Genomic DNA, 16,913 nt, shown 5'->3' on the forward strand with positions numbered 1-16,913 from the left:
GTGTGGGGCGCGCCCCCCCTCCCAGCCCGCGGCGCGCCCCCCCCCCCGCGGGGGGGGGGCGGGCGGGGGGGGGGGGGGGGGGGGGGCGCGCCCCCCCCCCCCCCCCCCCCGGCGGATTTCAGCTCGCGGCGTTCATCTCCAGTGTCAGGGCGTTGTCCGGGCCGGACACCATCGCGCCCAGCGCGACGTCGGCGATGAAGCAGTTGGTGAACTCGGGGATCGTGTAGCTGCCGCTCACCTTGATGGGCGGGTTGAAGATGTCCACGTTCTTCGCGGTCAGGTTCATCTCGATCGGTTTGACCGTCTTGCAGCTGCCGGGCACCGTGGGCAGCGGGAAGATCGGCACGATCGGCCCGGCCCAGATGTTGCTGATCTCCATGTTCGCCGTGGCGTGCGTGGTCAGCGTGCCGTCGGCGAGGGTGCCGGTGACCGGGCCCGTCGGCGTGATCCTGACCTTGGCCTTCACCCGGAACAGCCCGGCCAGCAGGGAGATGTCGGCCTGCGCGTCGGGCAGTTTCAGGTTCGCCTTGAGCGAGACGGCGTTGGTGTCGGTGTTCACGATCAGCGCGCCGTCGAGCGAACCGGGACCGAGCCGCATGGTGCTGCCGGTCTTCTTGACCGTCGTGCTGCCGCTCACCTGGTAGGAGACCGGGAACTCGACTTCGTCGGCCGACGCGGGGGCGACGGCGATCGTGGAAAGGCCCAGCGCTGTCGCGGCGGTGAGGACGGCGAGCCTGCGCGGACCGGTTCTTCTGGTACGTGCAACAGCGGACATACCTGTTCTCCTTACGGTTTCCTTCACCGGGCCGGGTTCGGAACGGAACCGGCAGGACTGTGTCGTTCGTTTACCAATCCGACGGCAGCTACGGCGGAAACGGGTGTCTACAAGCAGATCGGCTGCTGTCCGCATCCGCCTACTTTCGGTCGGATTGGTAAATGGTCTTCAGCGCGGGGAAAGATCGGTGACGACCCAGGTTCCGCCGGACCGTTCCGCGGTCACCGAAAGCTGGGCCGCCGCCGAATCCGCCGCGTTGTTGTCGGCGCGGACGGCGGATTGATCGAGAAAGACGAGCAGCGTGGCACGGTCGTTTTCCAGAGATTGCACCGCGGCGGAGGAAACCCGCGAGGTGAGGATCAGTTTCTGCTGCGGTGCCTTTTCCCTGACCTGGGCGAACAGCTTGTCGTAGGAATCGCGGGCGCGGCCGCGCAGCACCGCGGCGGCCGCCTTTTCGGTGACGTCGGTCTTGTCGTAGGAGTAGGAGAAGATCTTGTTCAGCGCGAGGGTCACCACCGAGGTGACGTCCGCGGTCGCGCCGACGTCGGTCAGCGCGTGGTTGGCCGACGCCGCGCTCGAGGTCCGCGCGCGGGCCTCGACGGTGAACCACACGCCCGCGCCCGCCAGCAGCACCGCGACGGCCAGCAGGAGCACCGGCAGCCGGAGCCGCTTCCGGGACAGCTCCGCGGTTTCGGGGGCGGTCTCCTCGGCGGGAAGTTCTTCGCGGATTTCCTCCGGGACCTCGTCCGCGGCAGGGACGGTTTCGGTGCTCATCGGGCCCCCACCGGAAGCTGGTCGAGCGCGCTGAGTTTCCAGCCCGCTTCGGTCCTGGCCAGCGCGGCCGCGAACCGGTTGCGTTTGGCCGCCGGGGCGGCCCCGGCCTTCGTCACGCTGATCTCCACCGACACCAGCATCTTCGCCGTGCCAGCGTGCGTGTCCAGTTCGCTCACCGCGGCGTCGAGCACCTTGCCGGCCGACACCGCGGCGTTCTGCGCGAGCGTCTTCTTCGTCGCCTCGTCGGTCCGCGAGAGCTGCTCGTGCAGCGGACCGGTCGAGGAATCCCGCCAGCGGGCCAGATCCTCGTCGATCCGGTGATAGTCGAGGGTGTTCAGGACGGCGACGAGTTCGCGGCCGGTCCGCAGCACCTCGTCCCGGGTGCCGCCGTACGACACGGCGGGATCGTTCGCCGCGGTGAACCACGAGTATCCCGACCAACCCGCGAACACCGCGGTCCCGGCCACCAGCGCCACGGCGATCGCGAGCAGCGGCCGTGTCCTCACCGCTGTCAGTGTCCGCTGGGCTTTCCTGCGCACTAGTTCCGTAGCCATAGCATCTCCGGGAGGTCCTTGGCGGTCGGCAGCTCGCCCAGCACGCCGGGCACGGCGGCGGGCGGGACACCGGCGTGCGGCGCGTTCTGTGCACCCCGCACCGAACTCGGGTCCCCGTGCGGCAGGGTGCACGCGGCGGCGGTGTTGAACGGCATGGGGGAGAGATCGGTACTGGGGCGGCGCGTCGTGCCTTCGTAACCCTGTTTGCACGGCGGCGGGTCGTTGAAGGTCAGTGCCAGCGAGAGCCGCCCGCCGTCCTTGGTGATCGCCATCGACGTCGCCGCGACCGCCTTCGGGACGTTGACCAGCAGCTCACGCAGTCCTTCGGTCCGCGCGTCGAAGACCTGCGCGGTGGTGAGCAGGTTCGCCAGCAGGATCGGCAGGCCCGGGTTGGTCTCCTTGATCAGCTTGCCGAGTTCGGTGGCGGCCGGGGGAGCCGACGCGATCAGCCGGCGCAGGTCGCCGTCGGCGCCTGCCAGCTGCCCGGCGAACTCCTTGGCGTTCGCGCTGAACTGACGCCACGCCTGCGAGGAGTCCAGCTGCGTGCGCAGCACGGTCGCGCCGTCGTCGATCAGCTGGGTCGTTTCCGGCAGGTGCTGGGCGGCGGACTGGGTGAACGACATCGCGGTGTCGGTCAGCAGCCGCAGGTCGGGCCCGGCGCCTTGGAGCGCCTTGTCGAGTTCGTCGACGACCGTGCGCAGATCCTGGGTCGGCACGGACGCGGTCAGGGAGTCCAAATCGGACAGCAGGTTCGGCACCGGGAGCGGCACGGAGGCCTCCTCGCGCGGGATCGTCGCCCCGTCGGTGAGGTAGGGCTTGTCCCCGGTGCGCGGCTGGAGGTCGACGTACTGCTCGCCGACGGCCGACCGGTTCGCCACCACCGCACGGGAATTCGCCGGGATCGGCGGTGCCGAGGAGTCGATGAGCAGCTCGGCCTCCATCCCGGCGGTGGTGAGCCGCAACTCGCCGACACGGCCGACGGCGACACCGCGGTAGGTCACCTCGCCGTTGGTGAACAGCCCGCCGCCCTCGGCCAGTTGCAGCCGCACGGTGTACCCGCCCCCGCCGAACAGCCTGCCGAGACCGGCGTAGTTCGCGCCGACGAACGCCGTCGTGGCGAGCGCGATGATCACGAACGCGAGGACCTGGATCCGGGCCCGGGTGGTGAGCATCAGCGGCCTCCCGTCCCGGTCGTGGGCGGTGCCGGGGACGTCGTCGGCAGGGGGAACGTCGGCAGGCCGGGCGGGACGCCCTCACCCGGCGCCGGAAGGGGGACGCCCGGCGCGGGCAGCAAGGCGGCGTACACGTTGAGGTAGTCGCCCTTGACCGCGCCGAGCACGCGATCGGTGAACGGGAAGGTCGGCAGGATCTCCAGCGACTTCGGCAGGTTCTCCTCGGCGGCGGCCAGGCTCCGCAGGATGGGGGCGAGTGCCCGCAGGTCCGCGACGAGATCGTCGCGGCTCCGGTGGATCACGTCGGTGGCCACCCCGGAAAGCCGGTCGAGCGACTGGAGCATCGTGACCAGCTGGGCGCGCTGGTCCGACAGCGTCTTCAGGCCGGGGGTGAGGTCGGTGAGCGCGCCCGCGACCTGCTTGTCCCGGTTGGCCAGCGTCGCCGAAAGCCGGTTCAGCCCGTCGATGGCCGCGGTGATGTCGGACCGGTGGGCGTCCAAATTGGACATAAGCTTGTCCACTCCGGACAGGAAGTCCCGGATCTGCGTCTCGTTGCCGGTCATCACCTTCGACAGCTCGCGGTTGATCGTCTGCAGCTGCCCGATCCCGCCGCCGTTGAGCAGCAGGGACAACGCGCCGAAGATCTCCTCGAACTCGGGATTGCGGTTGGTCCGGTCCGCGGTGATCGTGGCGCCGTCGGCGAGCCGCTCGGACGGCCTGCCCGCCGCGGCGCCACCGCCCGCTCCGTCGGCCGCCGCGAGTTCGACGAACTTCTCGCCGAGCAGGCTCGACTGCCGCAGCCGCGCGATCGCGTTCGCGGGCAGCACGACGTCGCCGTTGACCGCCACCACCGTTTCGGCCGTCCAGCCGTCCTTGCCCAGCCTGATCGATTCGACCCGCCCGACCGGGACGTCGCCCACCTTGACCGCGGCCTGCGGGACCAGGTCGAGCACGTCGGCGAACTGCACGGTCACGCGGTACGGATGCGGCCCGAGGTCGGCGCCGCCCGGCAGCGGGAGGTCGTAGACGCCCTTGAACTCCCCGGAAGAGCAGCCCGTGGCCACCAGGCAGCACACGGCCATCGTGGTCAGTACCCGCCGGATCCGCCGTGTCCCGGTCATCGCCCGCCCGCCTGTCCACTGTAGACGGGGCCGGTGACCGGCAGCCCGAAGTACTCGTTCAGATAGCCGCGGCCCTGCAGGGTCCCGGTGGCCGGGTCGACGGCGTTGATCACGTTGCTCGCCGCCAGCGGCGCGGTGTCGAGGAGTTCGGCCAGCGACGCGCGCTTGTCCACCAGCGTCTTCGTCGTCACCGCCAGCTTGTCCACGTTGGACTTGATCTGCGCCCGGTTGTCCCTGATGAACGCCTGGATGTCGCCGAGCGCGCCGCCGAGCCCCTTGAGCGCGCCGGTCAGCTCGCCCTTGTTCTTCGCCAGGGTGTCCGAGATCTGCGCGAGCTGGCGGTTGACGTCGGAGACCTGCCGGTCGTTGGTGGCGAGCATGGTGGTGAACTTCTGCAGTTCGTCGACCGTGCCGAACAGATCGCTCGAATTCCCGGCCAGCGTGCGGGCCAGTTCCGCGAAGTTGCGCACGGACTCGTTGAACGACTTGCCGTTGCCGCCCAGGTTCCGCGCGCCGGTGTGCAGCAGATCCGAGAGCGCGCCGCCGGAGTTCGCCCCCTTGGGCCCGAGCGCCTTGGCGAGAGTGTCGAGGCTCCCGTAGAGCTGGTCGAGTTCCACCGGGGTCCCGGTGCGGTTCCTGCTGATGACGGCGTTGTCCGCCAGCCGGGGCCCGCCGCGCGCGAGCTTCGCGAACTGCACGTACCGGTCGGCGACGACACTGGGCGCGATGACGAGCACCGTCGTGTCGGCCGCGATCCCCACCGAGCCGTCGACGGTCATGCCGACCTCGACCTGCTCGCCGCGCGGGATCACCGAGTCGACCTGGCCGATCCGCACGCCGAGCACCCGGACGTCCGAACCGGCGTAGACGCCGACGGCACGGGAGAAGTACGCCGTGACGTGATGGTTCCCGTTGCCGGAGAAGAGCCACCACAGCCCGGCCACGACGACGAGCGCGAGCAGCACGGCGAACAGGATGAACCGGTTGAGCCGCACCCCCATCCTGGTCGTGGTCATCGGCCGCCCCCGATCACCTTGTTCGGATCGCACGGATCGCGGTTCTCCGGGATGAGCCCGCACAGGTAGCCGTCGACCCAGCGCCCGTTGCCCGCGGCGTTGTTGACGACCCGGAAGTACGGGCCCGCCAGTTCGAGGCTCTTCGAAAGGTTGTCGTTCTGCTTCTGGAGCAGGTCGGTGACCTGGCCGAGCTGGCTCAGCGCCGGGCCGAGCTGATCCTTGTTGTCCTTGACGAACCCGGACAGCTCGCCGGCGAGCCGCTGTGCCCCGGTGAGCAGTTCGTGGATGGCGTCGCGGCGGCTGTTGAGCTCGGTCAGGAGCAGGTTCCCGTCCTTGACCAGTGCCTCGAAGTCGTCGTTGGAGTTCGCCAGTGTCGTGGTCAGCCGGCGCGCGTTGGCCAGCAGCTCGGCGATCTGGTTGTCCCGCGAGGAAACCGTCTTCGACAGCGCGGTCAGCCCGTCGAGCGCGGTGCGGATGTGCTCCGGCGAGTTGCGGAAGGTGTCACTGATCGAGCCGAAGCTGTCCGCGAGCTGTTTCGTGTCGATCTGGCCGACCGTGTCGGCGAGCCCGTTGAACGCGTCGGTGACGTCGAACGGCGTGACCGTGCGGTCCCGCCCGATCGGCCGATCCGGGTCCTGCACCCCGGCGCCGGTCGGGTGCAGGGCGAGGAACTTGCGGCCCAGCAACGTCTTGATCTTGATCTCGGCCGAGGTGCGGTCGCCGACCCAGGCCCCCTTGACCCGGAACGTCACGTTCACGTGGTCGTCGGCGAGCGCGACGCCGGTGACCTCGCCGACCTTGATCCCCGCGACGCGGACCTCGTCGTCGGGCTGCAGTCCGGCGGCCTCGGAGAACTCGGCGGCGTAGGTGGTGCCCCCGCCGACGACCGGCAGGTTGTCCCAGTTCAGCGTCACCGTCAGCACCGCCGCGAGGCCGAGGCTGCCGAGCACGCCGATGGTGAGCGGATTGCGTTCCCTGAACGACTTCACGATCCGCACCTCGCAGCCGTCTGGCTCACCCCGCGCGGGGGATCGGTCAGCAGGGTCGCGCTGCACAGGTAGAAGTTCACCCACGAGGCGTACGAGGCCGTCCTGCCGAGCGCGGTGTACTTCTCCGGCAGGGTGGTCAGCGCTTTGTCCACATCGGACTTTCCCTTCACCAGCTGCTCGGACAACGCGTTGAGCCCGCCGATGCTGTCCTTCAGGCCCGGCCTGGCCTGCTCGAACAGGCCCGCGGTGGCGTCCGTGAGCTCGGCCAGCCCGCCGATCGCCGCACCGATGGCGGCCCGGTCCCCGGCCAGCCCGGAGACCAGCTTGCGCAGCGTGGCGATCAGGTCCGCCAGCGCGTCGCCCTTGCCGTTGACCGTGTTCAGCACGGCGTTGAGGTTGCCGATCACCTCACCGATCACCTTGTCCCGCCCGGCGAGCGTGCCGGTGAGCGAGCCGGTGTGCGCGAGCAGGCTTTCGACGGTCCCGCCTTCGCCTTGCAGCACCTGCACGATCTCGCCGGAGAGCTGGTTGACGTCGTTCGGCGAAAGGGCCTGGAACAGCGGTTTGAAGCCGTTGAAGAGGTCGGTCAGGTCGAGCGCGGCGGTGGTGCGCTGGATCGGGATCTCGCCGCCCTTCGGGAGTTCGCCCGTGCCGTTCTTGCCACGCTCTAGCGCGATGTAGCGCTGGCCGACCATGTTGCGGTACTTGATCACCGCGCCGACGTCGGCGGGCAGGGTGCGTTCGGAGTCGAGGGAGAACCGGACGTGCGCGAGGTTCCGGTCCGCGATCTCCAGCTTCTCGACCTGGCCGACCCGGACCCCGGAGATGCGGACGTCGTCGCCGACGTTCAGCGCGGTCGCGTCGGTGAACGTGGCCCCGTAGAGATGCGTGTCGCCGACGCCGGTGTTGGTGATGGAGATCGCCAGCAGTGCCGTGGCCAGCCCGGTGATCAGGATGAAGACGAGGCTCTTGAGCAGGGCGGGGACGAACTTCCTCATCGCAGCGTCACCTCCGTGCCGCGGTAGAGCGGGCCGACGAGCACGCTGCCCCAGGCGGGGACGTCCGACGGCGGCACACCGAGCTGCGGCGCGACGAGGGTGGTCAGCAATCCTTGCTCCTGCGGGGAGTTCGCGAGGCCGAGGTCACCGGCGCCGCCGGGGACCAGCGGCGCGTGCGCGGTGCCCGGCGCGAGGGCGGGCGTACCGGCGACGGGCAGGACGCCGTTGGGATAGCAGCGCGGGCCGCTGTCGGCGTGGTAGGCCGGATCGTCCTTGCCCGGCACGTATTTCCCGCGCGAACCGGTGATCGTGATGTCGGCGTGCAGCCCCGGCTGGTTCGTGCCCGCGCCCAGCACCGTGTCCATCCAGCCTTTCAGTTCCACCATCCGGTCGAGCGTGCATTTGAAGCTGGGGGAGTACTTCGCGCCGATCTCCAGCGGGGCCCTGCTGTCGGAGGCCAGCCGGATGAGGTTGCTCCTGTTGTTGTTCAGGAACGTGGTGATCTCCTCCGACGAATCGGTGACGCGCTGGTAGACGTCGGCGAGGTCGGCGCCCTTGTCCTTGACGGTGCCGAGCGTGACCGCCGAGCTGGTGAGCGCGTCGAGCAGATCGGGCGCGATGTCGCCGTAGAGCGTGGTCACGGCCGCGAGATCGCGGATGTTCTCGTCGAGGCGGGGGAGGTTCGGGGTGAAGCGGGTGAGGTAGTCCGACGCGGTGCTCAAGGTCTTCCCGAGCTGCTCGCCCCGGCCGTCCAATGCGGTCGCGACCGCGGTGAGCGTGGTCGCGAGTTTCTGCGGCTGCACGGCTTTGAGCACCGGAAGGAGGTTGTCGAAGACCCGCTCCAGCTCGATCGCGTTGGCCGAGCGGTCCTGGGTGATGACGTCGTCCGCCTTCAGGTGCGGCGTCCTCGGACCGTCCGGAATGGACAGTTGGACGTAACGCTCGCCGAAGAGTGTCTTCGGGACGAGCAACGCGGAGACGTTGCCGGGCAGCATGTCCACTTTGGCTGGTTCCAGCGCGAGGGCGATCTCCGCGCCCGACGGTGTCGCGCGGACCCCGCGGATCTCGCCGACGACGACGCCGCGGGCCTTGACCTGCCCGCCCGCCTTGAGCTGGTTGCCGATGCGGTCGGCCTTGAGCGTCACCGGCACCGACGTCACGAAGTCCTTGTCGTAGACCATGACCGAGAGCCAGGCGAGCCCGACCATCACGACGAGGAACATCGCCCCGGCGGCCCGGACCCCGGCCTTGCGCAGCCCCGTATGCCTGCTCATCCGGCGACCTGCACAGTGGTTGTGGCGCCCCAGATCGCGAGGCTGAGGAAGAAGTCGAGCACGCTGATGGCGACGATCGCGGTGCGGACCCCTCGGCCGACCGCGACGCCGACACCGGCGGGCCCGCCGCTGGCGCGGAACCCGTAGTAGCAGTGCGCCAGCACGACGACGACGCTGAACACCAGTACCTTCCCGAACGACCACAGCACGTCGCCGGGTGGCAGGAACAGCAGGAAGTAGTGGTCGTAGGTGCCCGCGGACTGGCCGAACAGCCATACCGTGACCTGGCGCGAGGCGATGTACGAGCTGAGCAGCCCGATGGCGTAGAGCGGGATCACCGCGAGGAAACCGGCGATGACCCGGGTGGTCACCAGATACGGCACGCTCGGGATGCCCATGACCTCCAGCGCGTCGATCTCCTCCGAGATCCGCATCGCGCCGAGCTGCGCGGTGAACCCGCAGCCGACGGTCGCCGACAGCGCGAGCCCGGAAACCAGCGGGGCGATCTCGCGGGTGTTGAAGTAGGCCGAGACGAACCCGGCGAACGCGGACGTCCCGACCTGGTTGAGCGCCGAATAGCCCTGCATCCCGACGACCATGCCGGTGGCGACGGTCATCCCGATCATCACGCCGATCGTGCCGCCGATGACCGCGAGCGCGCCGGAGCCGAAGCTGACTTCGGCCAGCAGCCGCACGATTTCCCGGAGATAGCGGCGCACCGCGCGCGGCACCCAGGCCAGTGCGCGCAGGAAGAACAGGATCTGGTCGCCGAGGGTGTCGAGGAAGCCGAACCGGCGGTCGACGGCGTCGCGGACGCGGGCGGCGCGGGTGGCCGGGCTGGTGGTGACCATCGCTCAGCTCCCCTTCGGCGGGACGAGTTGCAGGTAGACCGTGGTGAGCACCAGGTTCAGCACGAACAGCAGCAGGAACGTGATGACCACGGACTGGTTGACCGCGTCGCCGACGCCTTTCGGCCCGCCTTTCGGGTTGAGCCCGCGATAGGAGGCCACGACGGCGGCGACGAAACCGAAGACGACCGCCTTGATTTCGCTGATCCACAGATCGGGAAGCTGGGCCAGCGCGGAGAAACTGGCCAGATACGCGCCCGGTGTCCCGTTCTGCATGATGACGTTGAAGAAGTAGCCGCCGAGCACGCCGACGACGCTCACCATGCCGTTGAGGAACGCCGCGACGCCCATCGCGGCGAGCACCCGCGGGACGATCAGGCGCTGGATCGGCGAGACGCCGAGGACCTCCATCGCGTCGATCTCCTCGCGGATGGTCCGCGAGCCGAGGTCGGCGCACATCGCGCTGCCGCCCGCGCCGGCGATGAGCAGGGCCGTCACGATCGGGCTGGCCTGCTGGATGATCGCGAGGACGCTGGCCGCGCCGGTGAAGGACTGCGCGCCGATCTGCGTGGTCAGCGAGCCGATGTGCAGCGCGATGACCGCGCCGAACGGGATCGAGACCAGCGCCGTCGGGAGGATCGAAACGCTGGCGATGAACCAGAACTGCTGGATCAGTTCGCGGGCCTGGAACGGGCGGCGGAAGGTCAGCCGCACGACGTCGAGGCCCAGCGCGTAGAGCCGTCCGGTCTGCCGGAGCGCGGCCGCACCGGGAAAGGACGCCGTCGTCCGCCCGACCATGCCACCTCTTTTCGCGCGGCACGGCGAATACACCCTGGCCCGGCAATTCCCGGTTGCTCCGAATGGTGGAGGCAATGGTCCGGTGATTGCCGTGCCGGGTGTTACCGTGCGGTTCGTTACTGGTCGGTACGCTAACTTCGCGCGCGGTGCGGTGACAAGAACTTCGGCCTGATCACGTGGTCACGGCCCGGTAACCACGAAATTCTTGTTGGTTCCTGATAAACGCCTATTCGGTTGTTGTCCCTACCGGAAAAGAAAGCGGCGAATTCCCCGAGTCGTCCATCCCGGTACGCGAGTCGTCCGCCTGGGTACGCGAGTCGTCCGTCCGGGTACGCCTCAGCGGGCGAGGTCGGCCACGATCTCGTACGACCGGACACGGTCCTCGTGCGCGTGCGTCATGGTCGTGATCATCAACTCGTCGGCGTCGGTGTCGGCGAGCAACTGCTCGAGTCCTTTTCGGACGGTCTCGGGCGAGCCGATGATGCTGGAGGAGAACCGGTCCTCGATGAAGACGCGGTCGATCTCGGTGTACGGATACTCGGCGGCTTCTTCCGGTGTCGGCAACGGGATCGGGCGGCCGCGGCGCAGGCTGAGGAAGGTCAGGCCGCTGGGACCCGCGATGAACCGCGCCCGCTCGTCGGTGTCGGCGGCGAAGACGGACGCGCCGAGCATGACGTACGGCTTGTCGAGTACGTCGGACGGCTGGAAGTTCTCGCGGTAGAGCTTGACGGCGGGGATGGTGTTCTCGGCGGCGAAGTGGTGCGCGAACGAGAAGGGCAGGCCGAGGCGCCCGGCGAGCTGGGCGCTGAACCCGCTCGACCCGAGCAGCCAGACCGGGGGCCGGTTGCCCTCGGCGGTGACGGCGTTGACGCCGCGGGTGTCGGAGTGCTCGAAGTAGGCGAGCAGTTCGCCCAGCTGCTGGGGGAAGTTCTCGGCGCTCAGGCCGCCGGGGCCGCGCAGAGCGAGCGCGGTGCGCTGGTCGGTGCCGGGCGCGCGGCCGATGCCGAGGTCGATCCGGCCGGGGTGGAAGGCCTCCAGGGTCCCGAACTGCTCGGCGACGATCAGCGGGGCGTGGTTGGGCAGCATGATCCCGCCGGATCCGACGCGGATGCGCTCGGTCGCCGTCGCGACCTGGCTCATCAGCACCACGGTCGCGGAGCTGGCGATGCCCGGCATGTTGTGGTGCTCGGCGAGCCAGTAGCGCCGGAAGCCCAGCCGTTCGGCGACCTTCGCGAGGTCGATGCTGTTGCGCAGCGCCGTGCCGACGTCACCCCCGCTCACCACGGGAGACAGATCGAGCACGGACAGCGGCACCCCTGATACGGAACTCACGCCCCGGACAACGCCCCGCGTTCCCGATCTCTTCCCGAACACGCGAGATCTCCGCTCAATCACACGAGTTCTCCCCGCAAGCACGCGAAGTCTCCGGTCCCGCCCCGGAGAACTCACGTGCGTGGCGGGAGGTCTCGCGTGATCAGACGGAGGTCTCGCGTGATCAGGCGGGGAGCCAGTCCGGGTCGGAGGCCAGTACGGTGAGGTGCTGGGTGGCGCGGGTGAGGGCGACGTAGAGGACGCGGCGGCCGGTGGTCGACTCGGTGACCAGGTCGATGGGCTCGACGAGTACGACGGCGTCGTACTCCAGGCCCTTCGAGTCGAGGCTGCCGACGACCTTGAGCCGGTCGTCCTCGTACCCGGCCAGCCAGCCGGACACCTCGGGCACCCGGTCCATCGCGGTGATCACGCCGACCGTGCCCTCGACGGCGCCGAGCAGTTCCTTCACCGCGTCCTGGGTGGCCCCTTCGAGGGCGGCCTTCCCGACGGCGCGGACCTCCGGCGTGATTCCCGTCTTCCGCACGGCGATCGGCAGTTCGTCCGCCTCCGCGTGTCCGACGACGACTCGTGCCGCGAGTTCGAAGATCTCCGCCGAGTTCCGGTAGTTCGTCCGCAGCGTGAACCGCCGTCGCGTGGTCTTGAGCCCGAACGCCTGATCGCGGGCCTGCGTCGCCTCGGCCGGGTCCGGCCATGAGCTCTGCACCGGGTCGCCGACGACCGTCCAGCTCGCGTACTTCCCGCGCCGCCCGACCATCCGCCACTGCATGGGGGACAGGTCCTGCGATTCGTCGACGACCACGTGCGAGTACTCGTCGTAGTGCTCGGGACGCTGGGGCGCGCCGCCGCGCTGCGGTTCGACCTCGATCACCGGCTGGTTCTTGCGGCGCCGTTTCGGCGGCGGTCCGATGAGGACACGCAGCTCGTCGAGCAGCGCGACGTCGGCCACCGACCAGCCCCGTGAGCGGTCCGCGAAATCCGCGGCGAGCATCGTGATGTCGTTACGGGACAGGATGCCTTTCGCCGCCGCCGCGAGGCGTTTCTCGTCGCCGAGCCACTTGAGGATCTGGGCGGGGTAGAGGATCGGCCACCACTCCACGAGGAACCGGTGGAACTCGATGCGCTCGCCGAGGTCGGTGATCAGCTCCGCCCTGTCGATCTGCCGCCCGTCGGCCTTCGCGTGCTCCTCGGCCTTCGTGGCAAGCGCTTCCAGCAGCAGCTCCGCCGTGCGCACCCGCGACCGGTTCGGCGGGGCGCCGTGCGTGTGTGCCTTGCGGCGCACCTTCTCCAGCTCGCGGTGCGTGAGCTTCAGCACTTCGCCGCGGTAGACGATGCGCATCTCGGTGGGGGCGCCCGGCGGGGTGTCGCGCAGCCCGCGCAGCAGCACCTTCCGCATCCGCAGCGATCCCTTGATCGCCGCGAGCGGGGCCGCGTCCTGACGCGTCGCTCCGAGTCCGTCGAGGACTTCACCGAGCGCGCGCAGCTCGACGTTCGTCTCGCCCATCGACGGCAGCACCCGCGAGATGTAGCTCGTGAACACGCCGGACGGGCCGATCACCAGCACGCCGGCGCCGCCGAGCTGACGGCGGTGGCGATAGAGCAGGTACGCCGCGCGGTGCAGCGCGACCGCGGTCTTGCCGGTGCCGGGGCCGCCGGTGATCTCGGTGACACCGCGCCACGGCGCGCGGATGACCTCGTCCTGTTCCTTCTGGATGGTCGCGACGATGTCGCGCATCTTCTCGCCACGCGACCGGCCGAGCGCGGCCATGAGCGCGCCTTCGCCGACGATCGGCATGTCCTCGGGGACGGCGTCGGCGATGAGGACGTCGTCGTCGACGTCGAGCACGTTCTGGCCGGAGCAGCGGATCACGCGCCGCCGCACGACGTCCATCGGTTCCTCGGCGGTGGCCTGGTAGAACGCCGCGGCGGCCGGGGCGCGCCAGTCGGTGACAAGGTTGTCGAACTCGGCGTCGCGGATGCCGAGGCGGCCGACGTAGATGTGCTCGCGGTCGAGATGGTCGAGCCGCCCGAACACCAGGCCCTCGTACTCGGCGTCGAGCGTCTGCAGTGTCTGGTTGGCGTGGTAGACCATCATGTCGCGCTCGAACAGCATCGACGCCTGTTCGAAGATCGCCTCGCGCTGGGCGCCCTGCCCGATCTCGTAGCCCTTCGAGCGCATCGCCTCGGCCTGGGACCGCAATTCCGCGAGGCGGGTGTACACCCTGTCGACGTGGGCCTGCTCGCTGGCGATCTCTGCCCGTCTGATCCGGGGTTCGGACACGCATGCTCCTTGACAACTCGATCGCCTCACGAGGGCGAAGGACGACTCTACGCGTTGACCTCCGGGGGGTCAGCAAGTCCTGCCCAACGCCACATTCGGTGTCCGGGCGACAATGGGAGGGTGACCAGGATCGTGGCCGGGAAGGCGGGCGGCAGGCGGCTGAAGGTGCCGCCGAAGGGCACCCGGCCGACCTCGGAGCGAGTCAGGGAAGCCCTGTTCAACGCGCTGGAGGTGGCGGGCGAGCTCGACGGCGTCCGCGTGCTCGACCTCTACGCGGGCTCGGGCGCGCTCGGGCTCGAAGCGCTTTCCCGCGGCGCGGCGGACGCGTTGTTCGTCGAGGCGGACCGTCGCGCGGTGGACGTGTTGCGCGGCAACGTCGCCGCGCTGGGTCTCGGCGGCACTGTCCGGGCCGGACAGGTCGAGACGGTCGTGTCCGCTCCGGCGCCCGCGGCGTTCGACGTCGTGCTGGCCGATCCGCCGTACGCGGTCGACGCCGCCGGGCTCGGCACCGTGCTGGCCTCTCTCGCCGACGGCGGCTGGGTCGGTGACGGCGCGCTCGTGGTGATCGAGCGGGCCGCTCGTGACGGCGAGCCCGACTGGCCGCCGGGATACGCCGCGACGCGGACGAAGCGCTACGGCGACACGGCCTTGTATTGGGCCGAGTTCGCGGCGGTGTAAGGGCGGGGTGTGACGCAGTCGTCACAGACGCGCGCGGTGCCGTCCGGCTTGATAGCGTCCGCGCCATGCGGCGTGCGGTCTGTCCCGGGTCCTACGACCCGGCCACCAACGGGCACCTCGACATCATCGAGCGGGCTGCCCTGTTGTTCGACGAAGTGGTCGTTGCGGTGGGGGTGAACAAGAGCAAGAAGGGCCTGTTCTCCGTCGAGGAGCGCATGGACATCCTGCGCGAGATCACCGCGAAGCTGCCGAACGTGCGGGTCGACTCGTGGCAGGGACTGCTGGTGGACTACTGCCGCGACAACGACATCGCCGCGGTCGCCAAGGGCCTGCGCTCGGTCAGCGACTTCGACTACGAGCTGCAGATGGCGCAGATGAACCGCGAGCTGACCGGGCTCGAGACGTTGCTGATGGCCAACAACCCGGCGTATGGCTTCGTGTCCAGCTCGCTGGTCAAGGAGGTGGCCGGGCTCGGCGGCGACGTCGAGGCGCTGGTCCCGCCCATCGTCTTCGAGCGGCTGACCGAGAAATTCGCGAATCGGCCCTGATCGGCGGACGACGTTCGTAGGGAATCTCCGGGCAAACCGCGAGAGTTCACCTTGACATGTTCTGTTGGTCACACGATCGGGTTACGGTCCGAAAATGACCAACAACCGATCGCGCATCTTCGCTGTCCTGTTCGCCCTGGTGCTCGGGCTGTTCGGCGGGGTCACCGCCGCGGAGGCGGCTTCGGCACCCGCCTCGTTCGGCACACTGCAGAACAAGTGTGGTGACCTCAGCGGCTACCAGCACGTCAAGCTCGCCTCGCTGCCCAAGGAGGCGGACGACACCTACAAGCTGATCCAGTCCAACGGCCCGTTCCCGTATCCGGGCAAGGACGGTTCGGTCTTCACCAACAAGGAGAAGGTCCTCCCGGCCTGCGCGTCGAGCTATTACCACGAGTACACCGTGATCACCCCGGGCTCGCCGAACCGCGGCACCCGGCGCATCGTGAGCGGCGCGCACGAGTACTTCTACACCGGCGACCACTACAAGACGTTCCAGGTCATCGACGTCTGAGCGACCGGTGCCGGGTGTGTTCTCGCACGCAGGACACGCCCGGCACCGCGTGCTTTCACCGGTTCAGGCGAGCCAGCGGGCAGACTTGAGGTCAGCGAACGGGGATGCTCTGCAGAGGGAGTTGCCGTGTACCGGGTATTCGAGGCGCTCGACGAGCTCGTCACGATCGTCGAGGAGGCACGCGGCGTGCCGATGACCTCAAGTTGTGTCGTGCCCCGTGGCGATGTCCTCGAGCTGCTCGACGACGTGCGGGACGCGCTCCCGGCCGAGGTCGACGACGCGCAGGACGTCCTGGACAAGCGCGACGACCTGCTGCTGGCCGCGCGCAAGGAGGCGTCCGACACCGTCGCCGGCGCCAACGGCGAGGCGGAGCGCACCGTGGCGGACGCGTCCGCCGAGGCCGAGCGCATCCTCGCCGATGCCCGTGCCCGCGCCGAGCAGATGATGGCCGACGCGCACGCCGAGTCCGAGCGGATGGTGGCGGCGGGGCAGGCGGAGTTCCAGAACCTGACCGAGCGCTCCCGCGCCGAGTCGGAGCGGATGATCCAGGCGGGCCGCGACGCCTACGACCGCGCGATCGAGGACGGCCGCGCCGAGCAGGCCCGGCTCGTCGCGCAGACCGAGGTCGTGCAGGCCGCGCACGCGGAGTCGGCGCGGATCGTGGACGAGGCCCACGCCGAGGCCGACCGGCAGCGCGGCGAATGCGACGCCTACGTCGACGGCAAGCTCGCCGAGTTCTCCGAGCTGCTGGCCACGACCCTGCGGACGGTCGACTCGGGCCGCAACCACCTGCGCACGCCGTCCAACGTCTCCGGCGGCGGCCGCCCGACCCTGTACGACTACCAGGTCTGATTCCCCGGGGTCACGATGTGCTGAAGGGCGCTTTCAGTGCATCCAGCGCACTGAAAGCGCCCTTCAGCGCGCCTAGCGCACCGAAGGCGCCCTTCAGCACATCCGGCTCTCACCGCGCGCCGGGGCGCCGTAATCCGTCGGTCCCCACCGTTAGGCTGTCTGGTAGGGGCGCACGGGATGTCCCGAAAGCGTCGTTCGGGACGTTCAACGTCGCGAAAGCGTCGTTCGGGACACCGGCATGGCCGGGCCGGGCGCCACGGCTTTGTCGCGAACGCTCCGTTCGCGACGTTGAACGTCCCGAACGCGCCCGTCGCCCCGGTCACCCCGCCCGCCCTGCCGGGCCCGGCCGGGCGCGCCCAAGGCGGCCCCCCGGGCAGCCCCCCCCCCCCCCCCCG

At 69.6% G+C, this 16,913-nt stretch carries 16 protein-coding genes and 1 pseudogene; 4 read left to right on the plus strand and 13 right to left on the minus strand.

Annotated features, from left to right (window positions below):
- Positions 1–118 precede the first annotated feature (118 nt).
- The 13 genes from ACFWX1_RS32205 to ACFWX1_RS32265 form a co-directional block, all read right to left on the minus strand.
- Positions 119–775 carry a hypothetical protein gene (locus ACFWX1_RS32205; RefSeq protein WP_378393527.1) on the minus strand — a complete coding sequence of 219 codons (657 nt, stop codon included), beginning with the start codon at positions 773–775 and terminating at the stop codon, positions 119–121.
- A 168-nt stretch (positions 776–943) separates the two neighbouring features.
- The gene (locus tag ACFWX1_RS32210) at positions 944–1,549 is read right to left on the minus strand and encodes a hypothetical protein (RefSeq protein ID WP_378393528.1); all 606 of its coding nucleotides are present in this window, start codon (positions 1,547–1,549) and stop codon (positions 944–946) included.
- Positions 1,546–2,055: a hypothetical protein gene (locus ACFWX1_RS32215; protein ID WP_378393529.1), complete on the minus strand. Its 510-nt coding sequence runs from the start codon at positions 2,053–2,055 to the stop codon at positions 1,546–1,548. The genes ACFWX1_RS32210 and ACFWX1_RS32215 overlap by 4 nt, the downstream gene beginning before the upstream one ends.
- A gap of 32 nt (positions 2,056–2,087) precedes the next feature.
- Entirely contained in the window at positions 2,088–3,275 is a 1,188-nt protein-coding gene (locus ACFWX1_RS32220; RefSeq protein WP_378393530.1) for an MCE family protein, read from the minus strand.
- Positions 3,275–4,396 (minus strand): MCE family protein, encoded by a 1,122-nt coding sequence (locus tag ACFWX1_RS32225; protein WP_378393531.1) that lies wholly within the window; start codon positions 4,394–4,396, stop codon positions 3,275–3,277. The genes ACFWX1_RS32220 and ACFWX1_RS32225 overlap by 1 nt, the downstream gene beginning before the upstream one ends.
- A complete protein-coding gene (locus ACFWX1_RS32230) occupies positions 4,393–5,412 on the minus strand; it encodes an MCE family protein (RefSeq protein ID WP_378393532.1) in 1,020 nt (339 codons plus the stop codon). Before ACFWX1_RS32230 ends, ACFWX1_RS32225 begins: the two co-directional genes overlap by 4 nt.
- The gene (locus ACFWX1_RS32235) at positions 5,409–6,401 is read right to left on the minus strand and encodes an MCE family protein (protein ID WP_378393533.1); all 993 of its coding nucleotides are present in this window, start codon (positions 6,399–6,401) and stop codon (positions 5,409–5,411) included. The genes ACFWX1_RS32230 and ACFWX1_RS32235 overlap by 4 nt, the downstream gene beginning before the upstream one ends.
- The gene (locus tag ACFWX1_RS32240; RefSeq protein ID WP_378393534.1) at positions 6,398–7,399 is read right to left on the minus strand and encodes an MCE family protein; all 1,002 of its coding nucleotides are present in this window, start codon (positions 7,397–7,399) and stop codon (positions 6,398–6,400) included. Before ACFWX1_RS32240 ends, ACFWX1_RS32235 begins: the two co-directional genes overlap by 4 nt.
- Positions 7,396–8,673 (minus strand): MCE family protein, encoded by a 1,278-nt coding sequence (locus ACFWX1_RS32245; protein WP_378393535.1) that lies wholly within the window; start codon positions 8,671–8,673, stop codon positions 7,396–7,398. The genes ACFWX1_RS32240 and ACFWX1_RS32245 overlap by 4 nt, the downstream gene beginning before the upstream one ends.
- Complete coding sequence (locus ACFWX1_RS32250) at positions 8,670–9,524, minus strand: MlaE family ABC transporter permease (RefSeq protein WP_378393536.1); 855 nt, start codon at positions 9,522–9,524, stop codon at positions 8,670–8,672. The genes ACFWX1_RS32245 and ACFWX1_RS32250 overlap by 4 nt, the downstream gene beginning before the upstream one ends.
- 3 nt (positions 9,525–9,527) lie before the next feature.
- A complete protein-coding gene (locus ACFWX1_RS32255) occupies positions 9,528–10,319 on the minus strand; it encodes an MlaE family ABC transporter permease (RefSeq protein WP_378393537.1) in 792 nt (263 codons plus the stop codon).
- 336 nt (positions 10,320–10,655) lie between these two features.
- Positions 10,656–11,651 (minus strand): LLM class flavin-dependent oxidoreductase, encoded by a 996-nt coding sequence (locus ACFWX1_RS32260; RefSeq protein ID WP_378393538.1) that lies wholly within the window; start codon positions 11,649–11,651, stop codon positions 10,656–10,658.
- Positions 11,652–11,814: 163 nt separating this feature from the next.
- Positions 11,815–13,929, minus strand: coding sequence for a HelD family protein (locus ACFWX1_RS32265; RefSeq protein ID WP_378393539.1), 2,115 nt, complete (start codon positions 13,927–13,929; stop codon positions 11,815–11,817).
- Positions 13,930–14,049: 120 nt separating this feature from the next.
- On the opposite strand from ACFWX1_RS32265, the gene rsmD reads away from it, so the two are divergent.
- From rsmD to ACFWX1_RS32285, 4 genes and pseudogenes are all read left to right on the plus strand, one after another.
- Positions 14,050–14,607, plus strand: a complete 558-nt coding sequence (gene rsmD, locus ACFWX1_RS32270) for a 16S rRNA (guanine(966)-N(2))-methyltransferase RsmD (RefSeq protein WP_378393540.1) — start codon at positions 14,050–14,052, stop codon at positions 14,605–14,607.
- Between the two features lie 65 nt (positions 14,608–14,672).
- Positions 14,673–15,155, plus strand: coding sequence for a pantetheine-phosphate adenylyltransferase (gene coaD / locus ACFWX1_RS32275; RefSeq protein ID WP_378393541.1), 483 nt, complete (start codon positions 14,673–14,675; stop codon positions 15,153–15,155).
- Between the two features lie 94 nt (positions 15,156–15,249).
- Positions 15,250–15,663 (plus strand): annotated as a pseudogene (locus tag ACFWX1_RS32280) (ribonuclease domain-containing protein); the annotation flags it as partial.
- 129 nt (positions 15,664–15,792) lie between these two features.
- Positions 15,793–16,518, plus strand: coding sequence for a DivIVA domain-containing protein (locus ACFWX1_RS32285; protein WP_378328913.1), 726 nt, complete (start codon positions 15,793–15,795; stop codon positions 16,516–16,518).
- Positions 16,519–16,913 lie beyond the last annotated feature (395 nt).

The organism is Amycolatopsis sp. NPDC059021, from assembly GCF_042739895.1.
Classification (GTDB): Bacteria; Actinomycetota; Actinomycetes; order Mycobacteriales; family Pseudonocardiaceae; genus Amycolatopsis.

Excerpts from the sequence above, each read along its gene's own strand:
- ACFWX1_RS32205 (WP_378393527.1), bottom strand. The coding sequence starts at position 775 with ATGTCCGCTGTTGCACGTACCAGAAGAACCGGTCCGCGCAGGCTCGCC.
- ACFWX1_RS32210 (WP_378393528.1), bottom strand. The coding sequence starts at position 1,549 with ATGAGCACCGAAACCGTCCCTGCCGCGGACGAGGTCCCGGAGGAAATC.
- ACFWX1_RS32220 (WP_378393530.1), bottom strand. The coding sequence starts at position 3,275 with ATGCTCACCACCCGGGCCCGGATCCAGGTCCTCGCGTTCGTGATCATC.
- ACFWX1_RS32225 (WP_378393531.1), bottom strand. The coding sequence starts at position 4,396 with ATGACCGGGACACGGCGGATCCGGCGGGTACTGACCACGATGGCCGTG.
- ACFWX1_RS32230 (WP_378393532.1), bottom strand. The coding sequence starts at position 5,412 with ATGACCACGACCAGGATGGGGGTGCGGCTCAACCGGTTCATCCTGTTC.
- ACFWX1_RS32240 (WP_378393534.1), bottom strand. The coding sequence starts at position 7,399 with ATGAGGAAGTTCGTCCCCGCCCTGCTCAAGAGCCTCGTCTTCATCCTG.
- ACFWX1_RS32245 (WP_378393535.1), bottom strand. The coding sequence starts at position 8,673 with ATGAGCAGGCATACGGGGCTGCGCAAGGCCGGGGTCCGGGCCGCCGGG.
- ACFWX1_RS32250 (WP_378393536.1), bottom strand. The coding sequence starts at position 9,524 with ATGGTCACCACCAGCCCGGCCACCCGCGCCGCCCGCGTCCGCGACGCC.
- ACFWX1_RS32255 (WP_378393537.1), bottom strand. The coding sequence starts at position 10,319 with ATGGTCGGGCGGACGACGGCGTCCTTTCCCGGTGCGGCCGCGCTCCGG.
- coaD (WP_378393541.1), top strand. The coding sequence starts at position 14,673 with ATGCGGCGTGCGGTCTGTCCCGGGTCCTACGACCCGGCCACCAACGGG.